This is a genomic window from Shewanella sp. BJSY2023SW007 (assembly GCF_047314525.1).
In the GTDB taxonomy this organism is placed as follows: Bacteria; Pseudomonadota; Gammaproteobacteria; order Enterobacterales; family Shewanellaceae; genus Shewanella; species Shewanella chilikensis.
The window spans coordinates 36,478-48,425 of record NZ_JBKORL010000005.1 but is presented as its reverse complement, the minus strand read 5'-3'; the positions used below and the strand labels follow the sequence as shown (position 1 = coordinate 48,425).

Genomic DNA, 11,948 nt, shown 5'->3' with positions numbered 1-11,948 from the left:
CAATAAATAAGGAATGAACATGCGCAATGCATTGGCTGCAGCCTTGGCGCTGACCTCTGGCCTCGCCATAGCCGATGAAGGGCAGTGGCAACCTTACCAAATGCCCTCTATTGCCGACAAGCTCAGTGAGCGCGGCATCGCCATCCCGGCAGAGCAACTGGCCGATCTCGGAAAGTACCCCATGAACGCCGTGGTGGGCCTCGGCTATTGTACCGCCAGTTTCGTCTCACCCCAAGGATTGGTTGTCACCAACCATCACTGTGCCTATCGGGGTATCCAATACAACAGCACCAAAGAACACAACTATCTGGCCGACGGCTTTTTGGCCAAAGAACAACGCCTGGAGCCTTCGGCCGGCCCCAACGAGCGCCTCTATGTCACCGAGGCGGTCACAGATGTCACTGATAAGATAACGGCCAATCTGCCGACCGAGCCACTGGCGCGTTATGAAGCCATCCAGGCCAACAGCAAGGCGCTGGTCAAAGGGTGTGAAGCCGACGACAACTACCGTTGCTCAGTACGTAGTTTCCACAATGGACTTGAATACTACCTGATCAAACAGCTGATTATTCGCGATGTGCGCCTGGTTTATGCGCCACCCGAGAGTGTTGGCGGTTACGGTGGCGACATAGATAACTATGAATACCCTCGCCACAGCGGCGACTTTACCTTCCTCAGGGCCTATGTCGGCAAGGATGGCAAGCCTGCGGCCTATGCCGAGGATAACGTGCCTTATCAGCCCAAGAGCTTCCTCAAGGTCAATGCCGATGGCGTCAAGGCCGGTGACGGCGTATTTGTGGCCGGTTACCCGGGTTCAACCAGCCGCTACCGCCTGACCTCAGAGTTGAGATTCGCCAGCGACTGGCTCTACCCGACTCAAGCCGCCCGCTATCAGGCCAGAATCGACACCATTGAGGGTATGGGCGCTTCCGACAAGGATATCGCCATCAAGTATGCCGGTACTCTGGCCGGCATGGCCAACCGGATGAAAAAACTCAACGGCTTGTTGGATGGCTTCCACGCCACTGATATTGCCGCTATCAAGCAGGTCGAGGAAAATGCCTTCCGCGACTGGCTGGCCAAAGATAAAGACGCACAGCCGCTGACGGCGCAACTGAGTGAGCTCGAACAACTGCTGACCGAGCAACAGCACAAGTATCAGCAGAGCTACTATTTTGACAACGCTCAATCCAGTGCCCTGCTCGGCGCCGCCAAGCAGCTTTATCGCCTGGCCAAAGAAAACCAAAAACCGGATGCCGAGCGCGAAGCGGGTTATCAAGAGCGTGACATGAAGATGTTCGCCGCCCGTCTCAAGCGACTTGACTCCAGCTTCGATATCAGCGTCGACAAGACACTGTGGCAAATGGATATCGACGCCTACCTGGCGCAGGATAACCGGGTCGCCGTGATGGACCAGTTGCTGACACCCGAGCAAGGAATCAGCCTGGGCGACAAGCTCGAAGGCATGTATGCCCTGACCGAGTTGACCGACCAAGAGAAACGCCTCAACTGGATGCAGGCCAAGCCGGAAGCTTTCGAGAGCAGCAGCGATCCCTTCATTCGCATGGCAGTGACCCTGTACGACACCAATATGGCGCAGGAAAAAGCCGACAAGGAACTGGCCGGTAAGCTGTCCATCGCCCGCCCCGCCTACATGAAGGCGATCATTGCCTATAACAAGGCCATGGGTAAGCCTGTCTATCCGGATGCCAACGGCACCTTAAGGATCAGCTATGGTATGGTCGATGGCTATCAGTCCCGTGATGCGCTCTACAAGCAACCCTTTACCAAGTTGGAAGGCATAGTCGCCAAGCACACAGGTGTCGAGCCCTACAATGCACCGCAGAAGCTGCTTGATGCCATCAAGCAGGGACGACTGGGCGAGCATAAGGTGCAGCACTTGTATCAGGATCCCCGCAGCTGGTTGTGCCGCCTGTTCTCCTGTCTGGATAACCCGGCCGAGTTCAACTCTGTACCGGTTAACTTCCTCTCCAGCGTAGATACCACAGGAGGCAACTCAGGCTCCCCTGTGTTTAACGGCAAGGGCGAGCTGGTTGGCCTCAACTTTGACTCCACCTATGAAGCCATCACCAAAGATTGGTACTTCAACCCCACCATCACCCGCGCCGTGCACGTGGATATCCGCTACATTCTGTGGATGATGGATGAAGTGGATCATGCCGACAACCTGCTCAAAGAGCTGGAACTGGTGCGCAACTGATAGCCACTAGTCTGCAATACCCTTGAAAACACCCGCCCCGGCGGGTGTTTTTGTCTCTGTTGTTATCGGTAATCAAATTAGGAGCGGGACTGCCGAGATAGCCAATACTCAATCAATGTCAGTGTGGTAGTGAAAGTGTGCCAGTAACTGTGGGTAAGTGACAGTGTGCTTAAGTTTGGCATTAGCAGGCGGAGAAGAAAGGGGAAAAACCGTCGGCCCCGGCCAGCAAACAGGCATAAAAAAACACCGCCCGAAGGCGGTGTTTCTTCTAGTAAAAGCCGGGATTAAGCTTCAGCAACAACAGTTACTTTAACTACAGCTTTTACTTCAGTGTGCAGCTGAACTTCAACTTCGAAGTCGCCAGTAGTGCGCAGAGCGCCCAGTGGCAGACGTACTTCGGCTTTGGCCAGTTCAACGCCGGCAGCAGTTACTGCGTCAGCGATGTCACGGGTACCGATAGAACCGAACAGCTTGCCTTCGTCACCGGCTTTAGAAGCGATAACAACCGCTTCCAGAGCAGAGATCTGCTCTGCACGAGCAGTGGCAGCGGCCAGGTCGGCAGCCAGCTTGGCTTCCAGCTCAGCACGACGAGCTTCGAAAACTTTTACGTTCTCAGCGTTGGCAACAACAGCTTTGCCTTTTGGCAGCAGGTAGTTACGAGCGTAACCGGCCTTAACTGATACCTGGTCACCCAGGTTGCCCAGGTTTGCGATTTTATCAAGCAGAATAACGTTCATTATCAATTCCTCTAGCTAGAACAGTGCCGATTACTGATGCAGATCAGTGTATGGCAGCAGTGACAGATAACGAGCACGCTTGATAGCGCGAGCCAGTTGACGCTGATACTTGGCAGAAGTACCAGTGATACGGCTTGGAACAATCTTACCGCTTTCTGTGATGTAGTTTTTCAGAGTAGCGATATCTTTGTAATCGATCTCCGTAACACCTTCAGCAGTGAAACGGCAGAACTTACGACGACGGAAATAACGTGCCATTTGACAGTCTCCTAATTTTTCAATTCGACATTTTCGGCGTGTAACACCAGTCGGCTTTGGCCATTGCGACTCTGTTGTAGAGCCAGAAAACCACTGACTTGGATATCCACACCCGCTTTCAGCTTGTCTGCTACGCTCTTGAAGCGTTCACCACTCAATATCACTTGAAGTTGGCAGTAGACGTTTCTGGGCAAATCGGCCTCGAAACGCTGCGACCTGTGTTCCAGTTGAACTACCGTGTGAGGTATTCCAGCCGGGCTATCAAAGTGTCTGGACCGAATGACGGTACCGGACAACACCAAGTGATTGGTGGTCACAGAAAAACTTACTCAGCGCTTGCTTCAGCGTTTTCTTGGGTTTCTTCAGCAGCTTTTTCGCTAACGGCGCTGCGACGTGAATCGCGCTCGTCTTTAGCTTTGGCCATTGGAGATGCTTCAGTGATGGCAGCTTTAGTGCGCATCACCAGGCTACGCAGAACGGCGTCGTTGAAACGGAAAGCAGTTTCCAGCTCTTCAACAGACTCTGCAGTGGTCTCAACGTTCATCAGAACATAGTGAGCCTTGTGCAGATCCTGGATTGGGTAAGCCAGTTGGCGACGACCCCAGTCTTCCAAACGATGGATTTGACCGCCAGCTTCGGTGATAACACCTGTGTAGCGCTCAATCATACCTGGTACTTGTTCACTCTGATCAGGGTGAACCATAAATACGATTTCGTAATGACGCATTTAGTGCTCCTTACGGTTATCTAGCCTCGTTGTTGGCTCAGTCAGACCAAATTGAGGCAAGGAACGAAAATTAATGTGACTGAATTAGGCGCGAAATAGTACATAAAGGCCGCGGTAAACTCAAGCAATAACTTTGCCTCGGCCCCATGAGCAGGTATTATGTGACGCTAAATTTATGGCAGTCACAGCAAAAGACATAAGAATAATGACAAGATCCTCTGTATTGGCGTTATTGTTTGCGCTACCGACTTCGGCGTGGGCCTTGGTGCCTCCGGATTATCGCGAGCCTCCAAGCGACTTCACCGCTGAGATTGAGGCCGGCTTTCAACTCAACACAGGTAACACAGACTCAAGCAGTTTCAACGGTCGTACCAAGTTGGTTTACGACACGGAAAACGCCAAGCAGGAAGGAACCCTCAAGGCCTATTTCGCCTCTGACTCTGAAAAAACCACTGCCGAGAAGTACAATCTGCAACTGCAGTCCAACTACAAACTCAACGGCGGCTATATCTTTGGCCGCGGTGAATTCATCTGGGACAAGTTCGGTTCCTACACAGAGATCTACACGGTTTCCAGCGGTTATGGTTTCGATGCCATCAGCACCCGCCGTACCAAGTTGAGTCTCGAAGTCGGCCCTGGTTACCGATACAACATGCCGATAGAAACTGACGCGGCGCCGGATCCTGTGGCCGAGAAAGATGTGATCCTACGGACCGCGGCCAAGTTTGAACAGAAGATCCACGAGTACACCAGTTTCACTGCCGACCTGACCGCCGAGGTGGGCGAAAATAACAATACTCTGGCACTGGATATGGGCTATAAAAACACCCTGTTTCAGGACTGGGCCTTCAAGATAGGCTTCAACGTCAAATATACAGAAGTGGTGCCAGAAGGCAGTAAACAGACAGATACCATCACCACCTTCAACCTGCTCTATACCTTCCAGTAACTCCCGCGCTTGAAGAGCTCTTTCAACTAAAGAGCTCCAAGAAAACGCTCCAGGATTAACGCGGCGCGCTTTTCACCGCGCTCAAGCGCCTGCAAGTAGAGATAGATGGCGGTTTCATGCCGCTCCAACAGACGAAAGGCTGCGCCGTACTCAGAGTTGCTCTCGGCATCATCCGCCCACTTGGCATATTTTTGCTGGTAAGGTTCGACCCAGAGGCACAACGCCGCAAGCAGTTCATGCCAGGGAAGCTTAAGCCAACTGTCCACCTCTTTCTGCGCCTGCATGCGCACTTGCTCCAACAACGCCTCATTCAGACTCGCCAGCTCAGGCAGCAGTTTCAGCAAAGCCTTGGCAGTATATTGCTCCACCTTGAACAGTAGAGAAAACACGGCTTGGCTTTCTATTAAGTGGCTTTCAGTTAAGTGGATTTCTGTTAACTGGCTCTCGGTTACCTGAAAATGATAATCCCGACCGAGGCGCTCGAAGAACGCCATGCCATAGATTTCACCCAGATAGCCTTGTTGCAGTTGCATGAGATACGGGCCGGCACTGCTATACAATTCATGGCCCGTATTCTCAAGAGAGGCTGCCATATTCGGCAGTTAGAGGCGCTGACGCACGGCTTCAAACAGACAGATACCGGTCGCCACCGACACGTTCAGACTGGAGACACTGCCCGCCATAGGAATAGAGATCAGGGTGTCGCAACTTTCGCGGCTCAGGCGTCTCAGCCCCTTGCCTTCGGCGCCCATGGCAATGGCCAGAGCCCCCTTGAGGTCGGCCTGATACAGGGTGCTGTCGGCCTCGCCTGCGGTGCCGGCAATCCACACCCCCCTTTCCTGCAAACGCTTCATGGTACGCGCCAGGTTGGTCACCTGAAACAGCGGCACTGTCTCGGCCGCGCCGCAAGCCACCTTGCTGACGGTCGGCGTCAGCCCCACTGAGTTGTCTTTGGGCACTATGACGCCGTGAACCCCGGCCGCATCGGCATTTCGCAGACAGGCCCCCAGATTGTGGGGATCTGTGACACCATCCAGGATCAACAAAAATGGCGAGTCCGTCTTGTCCAGCAAGGCTTCCAGATCGTTTTCGGTCAAGACCTTGGCCGGACGCACCCGGATGATGATCCCCTGATGCTGAGTACTTTCAGCCTTGTCATCCAGTGTCTTGCGGGACGCCTGCTGGGCGCGAATGCCCCACTGAGCCGCCATCTCCAACAAGGGCTTGACCCTGTCATCCTGACGACCACTGAGCAGCCACATTTCCAGCACCCGCTCCGGAGCGTGTTTCAGCAAAGACTCGACCGCGTGAATGCCAAACACCAGTTCCTGTTTTTTCATTTACTTCTTTCTCTTGACTCGTTTGGCTGCCTTGGGCTTTTTCGCCCCGGCGTTGCCGGCAGCCTTGGTTGATTTGCTCTTGGCGGATGCGCCTGTGGACTTAGACTTTGCGCTCCCTTTACCTGCCGGCTTCTGTGCCTTGGCCGAGCGGCGGGCTCCTTCAATATTGACCCTTTCCCGTGCGGTCAGCGGCTTACTCTTGCTGCGGCCTTTACGGCGCTGGCTGCGGCCCTCTTCGTCCACCATCAGCAAGTCTATCTGTCTGTCGTCCAGATTGACCGAGGCGACTTTGACCGTCACAGCATCACCAATCTGGTAGATCTGCCCTGAGTGCTCACCTATCAGGCGCTGGCGCATGGGATCATACTGGAAGTAGTCGCTGCCCAGGGTAGAGATATGCACCAAGCCGTCGATAAACAAATCATTGAGGCGCACAAACAGCCCGAAGCTGGTGACGGAAGCCACCACCGCATCGAAGGTGTCACCCACATGGTCCTGCATAAACTCACACTTGAGCCAGTCGGAGACGTCACGGGTGGCTTCATCGGCGCGGCGCTCAGTGTTGGAACACTCTTCGCCAAGCTGATCCAGCTCATCGAGCTGATAGTGATAGCCGCCGTCCGGGGTCCACTTATCGCTCGCTTCGCCACGCTCTTTGGCGAGCAGGTAACGGATCACCCTGTGCAACACTAAGTCAGGATAACGACGAATGGGTGAAGTAAAGTGAGCATACTCCTCCAGCGCCAGACCAAAGTGGCCTTCATTGTCCGGTGTGTAAGTCGCCTGGCGCATGGATCGCAGCAACATCACCTGAATGAGTTCGGCATCGGCGCGACCCTGTACTTTTTCCATCAGAGCCTGGTAGTCACTGGGTTCGGGTTCGAGACCGCCGCCCATGGAGAGCCCTCGCTCAGCCAGAAACTCCTTGAACTGAGTCAGCTTCTGCTCGGATGGCGCTTCATGCACCCGATAGAGGACTTCACCCTTGTGCTTTTTGACAAACTTAGCCGCCGCCACGTTAGCGAGGATCATACACTCTTCGATGATCTTGTGCGCCTGGTTACGGGCTCTGGGCACTATCTTGTCTATCTTGCGCTGCTCATTGAAGATGAACTGGGTTTCCAGCGTCTCAAAGGCGATGGCGCCACGGTTGGCCCGCTGGCTATCGAGCGCCAGATACAGCTCCTGCAACACCTTGAGGTGCGGCAGTAAAGGCTTATGCTCTTCCAGGCCTTCTTCGCCTTCCAGCATGGCCGCCACCTGGGTATAGGTGAAGCGGGCGTGGGAATGCATCACCGCCGGATAGAACTTGTAGCCGGACAACTTACCCGCCGCCGACACTGTCATCTCGGCCACCATACAGAGACGGTCAACTCCCGGGTTCAGGGAACACAGGCCGTTGGAGAGCTTTTCCGGCAACATGGGGATCACCTGTGACGGGAAGTACACAGAGTTGCCTCGGGCACGGGCTTCTTGATCCAGTGCCGATTGAGTACGCACATAATAGCTGACATCGGCAATGGCCACCCACAGGCGCCAACCGCCACTGCGCTTGCGCTCGGCATAGACGGCATCGTCAAAGTCGCGGGCATCTTCACCGTCTATGGTGACCAAGGGCAGTTGTCGCAGGTCGACCCGCCCTACCTTGTCTTGTTCCTGCACTTCATCGGATATTTTGCGCAGTTTCTTTTCGATGGCGGCAGACCAGGTATGGGGCAGATCATAGTTGCGCAGGGCAATCTCTATTTCCATTCCCGGTGCCATCTCTTTACCCAGCACCTCGACCACCTTACCGGCGGCTTTGACATAGCGCCCCGGCCTGCGGGTGAGTTCTACCACCACGACATCGCCCTGACGGGCGCCGTTGCGATCGGCGTTGTCTATCAATATTTCCTGGGTAATACGCTTATCATCGGCGATAACAAAGGCCATGCCGCAATCGACATGGAAACGCCCCACCAGAGCGGCGGTTCGCTCGGCGACCAAGCGCACTATGCGAGCTTCGCGGCGCCCCTTGCGATCGACTCCAGCCTTCTGCGCCAACACCTTGTCGCCATGGAAGTATCTGAGCATGTCACCATGGTTGATAAACAGGTCATCGCCGCCTTCATCTGGACGGAAGAAGCCATAGCCATCTCTGTGGCCCAGCACAGTGCCCTGGATCAAGTCCATCCGCTCCGGCAGGCCATAACACTGGCCACGGGTAAATACCAGCTGACCATCGCGTTCCATGGCACGCAGCCGACGCCGCAGCGCCTCGAGTTGTTCTTCGTCGGAGATGTTGAGGGCCGTGGCGATCCGCTCACGATTCAGGGGAGAGGTCTGCGAGCGCAGATATTCCAATATAAATTCCCGGCTGGGGATGGGGTTGTCGTACTTATCTTGTTCTCGCTCAAAATGAGGATCTTTTATCATTCAATTTCCAATTTTTTCGTTGTCGCATCCAGTGCGACAAGCTAATTAACGGCTTTGCAGATGTTCCTTTTTGGCCTTCTCCACCTGACTGGCGGGCATTTTAGCCGCTAACAGCTGCAATAATCTTTTGGCGTCTTGCTGGGTCTGTTCATCGCTGAACACCTGGTTGTAGAGCCAGTGATACCCCAAGACATAATCCCTTGGGCTGCCATAACCCTTGGCAAACAGCTCGACCAGCATCATTCTGGCCGGCAGGTCACCGTTGGCGGCAGCGGGTAACAGGTACTGCACCGAACGTTCTTTGTCCTGCAGTACAAACTTGCCATCTTTATAATACTCGGCAATGCGCACCATGGCTTCGGCACTGCCCTGCTCGGCGGCATCCCTGAGCAGCGATATTCCTCTGGGTGGATTGGCCTTGACGCAGATGCCGAAATTAAGCATCTCACCCCAGAGGTACTGGTACAACGGCTGCTTGAGCACTTCGGCGCGCGCCTCAATATCCTGTACCAACTGACAGTCATCGGCTTTGACCCGGGTCAGGTATTGCTTGCTGCGAATCAGCTCCAGCAGTTGTTCCTGGCTGTAGATATCCACGGCCTTGGTTTCTTCGGCCAACACATTGGCACTGGTTACCAACAAGAGTAATAGGGCTATACGCAACATAAGCTGTCCTGATGACAAATAGACTGTCTTTTCATCGGCAGTATAACCCAATTCTTAAGGGCAAACAGTGTAAGCCCCATAAACGAAAAAGGCCGCTTAGGCGGCCTTTTTACTTAACTGAATGGATTCACCAGAATCATGGTCTCATTCCGGTCTGGCCCGGTTGAGATGATATCGACAGGTGTTTCCAGCAGTTCTTCAATCCGCTTGATATAATTGATTGCTGCCTGTGGCAGTTGCTCCAGAGAAGTGGCACCAAAGGTGTTTTCACTCCAGCCTGGCATGGTTTCATACACAGGAGTGACATGCTCGTAGCCTTCTGCTGCCAGCGGAGTCACATTGGACACAGTACCGTCTGGATGCTGATAGCCTACGCAGAGCTTCACTTCTTTCAAGCCGTCCAAAACGTCGAGCTTGGTCAGGCAGAAACCACTGATACTGTTGATCTGAACCGCGCGGCGCATAGCCACTATGTCCAACCAACCCGGACGACGCTTACGACCGGTTGTCGCACCAAATTCCTGGCCCTTGGTTCCCAGGTGATCGCCGATTTCACATTCCAGTTCAGTCGGGAATGGACCGGCACCCACACGGGTGGTATAAGCCTTGATGATGCCGCAGACATAGTCCAGATGACGAGGGCCGAATCCTGAACCAGTTGCCACACCACCCGCTGTAGTGTTGGAAGAGGTTACAAATGGATAAGTACCGTGGTCGATATCCAGCAATGTGCCCTGAGCGCCTTCGAACAGTATGTTGTCGCCATTCTTGCGGGCTTGATCCAGCAATTCGGTGACATCCACACACAGACCTTTCAGGTAGTCTGCCAGTGCCAGCGCTTCATCCAGAGTCTTCTGGTAATCAACGGCTTCGCACTTATAGTACTCTGTCAGCATAAAGTTGTGATAGGCCATCACTTCTTTCAGCTTCTCGGCAAATAGCTGCGGATTGAAGAGATCCCCTACGCGCAGACCGCGACGGGAAATTTTATCTTCATAAGCCGGGCCTATGCCGCGTCCTGTAGTACCGATAGCCTTATTGCCACGCGCTTTTTCGCGAGCGATATCCAGCGCACAGTGGAAAGGAAGGATCAGAGGACAAGCTTCAGAGATCAGTAGGCGTTCCTCTACCGGAATACCTTTCTCTTTCAGCATGCCGATCTCTTTCATCAGAGCATCGGGCGCCAAAACTACGCCGTTGCCGATAATGCACTTGACGTTATCGCGCAGAATGCCTGAGGGGATCAGATGAAGAACGGTTTTTTCACCATCGATAACCAGAGTATGACCAGCGTTGTGGCCACCTTGGTAACGGACTACGAATTTTGCCTGTTCGGTCAGAAGGTCGACAATCTTACCTTTTCCCTCGTCACCCCATTGAGTGCCGAGAACAACTACATTTTTGCCCATTGTTTGCTGCAAGGTTGCGGTTAAAGCAGGATTCTAACAGATATTGGCATGGAAAGGGCAAGTATTTATGAAAAAATAATCAATATGACGATTCCTGCAACAACCAGGACGCCGCCCAGGCGTTGCATGATGGCGGTCGGTTGGGAAGCTACCTCCAGCAGATAACGACGCCAGCGGTTGGGGAACAACAAGGGCCCAACGCCTTCAAGTATCAATACCAAACCCAAGGCTATCAACAACAATTGCCAACTCATGATTTTCTCCCTTTATGCCACGAGTGCCCAAAGTATACAGGGCTGTCAGAGATAAATCTCAACCATAAAAAAACCCAGCATACGCTGGGTTTTTGGTATCTCGAAAGCGATATTAACGCTTGGAGAACTGTGGCTTACGACGTGCTTTACGCAGACCCACTTTCTTACGTTCAACCTTACGAGCATCGCGGGTTACATAACCAGCAGAACGTAAAGTAGGACGCAGAGCTTCGTCCAGCTCCATCAGAGCACGGGTGATACCGTGACGGATAGCGCCAGCTTGGCCAGTGATACCACCGCCCTTAACAGTTACATAGATGTCCAGTTTTTCAGTCATTTCAACCAGCTCAAGCGGTTGACGAACAACCATACGAGCGGTTTCACGACCAAAGTAAACATCCAGAGGACGTTGGTTAACAACGATGTTGCCACTACCTGCTTTAGCGAATACGCGAGCAGTTGAAGTTTTGCGACGGCCAGTGCCGTAGTACTGAGTTGCAGCCATTTGCTTAATCCCGTTTAGATATCAAGAACTTGAGGTTGTTGTGCAGCGTGGTTGTGCTCTGCGCCAGCGTAAACTTTCAGCTTACGGAACATGGCACGACCCAGGGGGCCTTTTGGCAACATACCCTTGACTGCTTTCTCGATGATCATTTCTGGCTTGTGAGCTTGCAGCTTCTCGAAGCTGATTTGCTTGATGCCACCTGGGAAGCCTGAGTGCGAGTAGTACGTCTTGCCTGCAGCCTTGTTACCGGTCACAGTTACTTTCTCGGCGTTGATCACGATGATGTAATCACCGGTATCTACGTGAGGAGTGTACTCAGCCTTGTGCTTGCCACGCAGACGCAGAGCGATTTCAGTGGCGATACGACCCAGGGTCTTACCTTCGGCATCAACAACGTACCAGTCACGAGCTACAGTTTCTGGCTTAGCAGTAAAAGTCTTCATTATTACAAAAACCCAAAGTTAAAT

General features: G+C 53.4%; 14 protein-coding genes. 2 read left to right on the top strand and 12 right to left on the bottom strand.

Annotated features, from left to right (window positions below):
- Nucleotides 1-19: 19 nt before the first annotated feature.
- The gene (locus tag ACMHXE_RS01485) at nt 20-2,221 is read left to right on the top strand and encodes a S46 family peptidase (protein ID WP_101054910.1); all 2,202 of its coding nucleotides are present in this window, start codon (nt 20-22) and stop codon (nt 2,219-2,221) included.
- Between the two features lie 284 nt (nt 2,222-2,505).
- Here the strand turns inward: ACMHXE_RS01485 and rplI are convergent, their stop codons facing one another.
- From rplI to rpsF, 4 genes are read right to left on the bottom strand one after another with little or no spacing between them, the layout of a single operon-like run.
- Nucleotides 2,506-2,958: a 50S ribosomal protein L9 gene (gene rplI, locus ACMHXE_RS01480; RefSeq protein WP_025009345.1), complete on the bottom strand. Its 453-nt coding sequence runs from the start codon at nt 2,956-2,958 to the stop codon at nt 2,506-2,508.
- Nucleotides 2,959-2,988: 30 nt separating this feature from the next.
- Entirely contained in the window at nt 2,989-3,216 is a 228-nt protein-coding gene (gene rpsR / locus ACMHXE_RS01475; protein ID WP_025009344.1) for a 30S ribosomal protein S18, read from the bottom strand.
- Between the two features lie 11 nt (nt 3,217-3,227).
- Nucleotides 3,228-3,533: a primosomal replication protein N gene (gene priB / locus ACMHXE_RS01470; protein ID WP_101054908.1), complete on the bottom strand. Its 306-nt coding sequence runs from the start codon at nt 3,531-3,533 to the stop codon at nt 3,228-3,230.
- Between the two features lie 8 nt (nt 3,534-3,541).
- Nucleotides 3,542-3,943 carry a 30S ribosomal protein S6 gene (gene rpsF / locus ACMHXE_RS01465; RefSeq protein WP_025009342.1) on the bottom strand — a complete coding sequence of 134 codons (402 nt, stop codon included), beginning with the start codon at nt 3,941-3,943 and terminating at the stop codon, nt 3,542-3,544.
- 205 nt (nt 3,944-4,148) lie between these two features.
- Between rpsF and ACMHXE_RS01460 the strand changes: the two genes are divergently transcribed.
- The gene (locus ACMHXE_RS01460; RefSeq protein ID WP_100143083.1) at nt 4,149-4,892 is read left to right on the top strand and encodes a YdiY family protein; all 744 of its coding nucleotides are present in this window, start codon (nt 4,149-4,151) and stop codon (nt 4,890-4,892) included.
- Between the two features lie 26 nt (nt 4,893-4,918).
- Here the strand turns inward: ACMHXE_RS01460 and ACMHXE_RS01455 are convergent, their stop codons facing one another.
- The 8 genes from ACMHXE_RS01455 to rplM all read right to left on the bottom strand — a co-directional run bounded on the left by ACMHXE_RS01455 (nt 4,919) and on the right by rplM (nt 11,924).
- Nucleotides 4,919-5,425 (bottom strand): hypothetical protein, encoded by a 507-nt coding sequence (locus tag ACMHXE_RS01455; RefSeq protein WP_157822675.1) that lies wholly within the window; start codon nt 5,423-5,425, stop codon nt 4,919-4,921.
- A 69-nt stretch (nt 5,426-5,494) separates the two neighbouring features.
- Nucleotides 5,495-6,232: a 23S rRNA (guanosine(2251)-2'-O)-methyltransferase RlmB gene (rlmB, locus tag ACMHXE_RS01450; RefSeq protein WP_025886866.1), complete on the bottom strand. Its 738-nt coding sequence runs from the start codon at nt 6,230-6,232 to the stop codon at nt 5,495-5,497.
- Nucleotides 6,233-8,647 (bottom strand): ribonuclease R, encoded by a 2,415-nt coding sequence (rnr, locus tag ACMHXE_RS01445; RefSeq protein ID WP_101054899.1) that lies wholly within the window; start codon nt 8,645-8,647, stop codon nt 6,233-6,235. It lies immediately after the preceding gene.
- A 45-nt stretch (nt 8,648-8,692) separates the two neighbouring features.
- On the bottom strand, nt 8,693-9,313 hold the full coding sequence (locus tag ACMHXE_RS01440; protein ID WP_101054897.1) for a tetratricopeptide repeat protein: 621 nt from the start codon (nt 9,311-9,313) through the stop codon (nt 8,693-8,695).
- 113 nt (nt 9,314-9,426) lie between these two features.
- Complete coding sequence (locus tag ACMHXE_RS01435; RefSeq protein ID WP_100143079.1) at nt 9,427-10,722, bottom strand: adenylosuccinate synthase; 1,296 nt, start codon at nt 10,720-10,722, stop codon at nt 9,427-9,429.
- 65 nt (nt 10,723-10,787) lie between these two features.
- A complete protein-coding gene (locus ACMHXE_RS01430) occupies nt 10,788-10,976 on the bottom strand; it encodes a DUF2065 domain-containing protein (protein WP_101054894.1) in 189 nt (62 codons plus the stop codon).
- 112 nt (nt 10,977-11,088) lie between these two features.
- Entirely contained in the window at nt 11,089-11,481 is a 393-nt protein-coding gene (gene rpsI / locus ACMHXE_RS01425; protein WP_025009335.1) for a 30S ribosomal protein S9, read from the bottom strand.
- A gap of 14 nt (nt 11,482-11,495) precedes the next feature.
- A complete protein-coding gene (gene rplM, locus ACMHXE_RS01420; RefSeq protein WP_025009334.1) occupies nt 11,496-11,924 on the bottom strand; it encodes a 50S ribosomal protein L13 in 429 nt (142 codons plus the stop codon).
- Nucleotides 11,925-11,948: the final 24 nt, after the last annotated feature.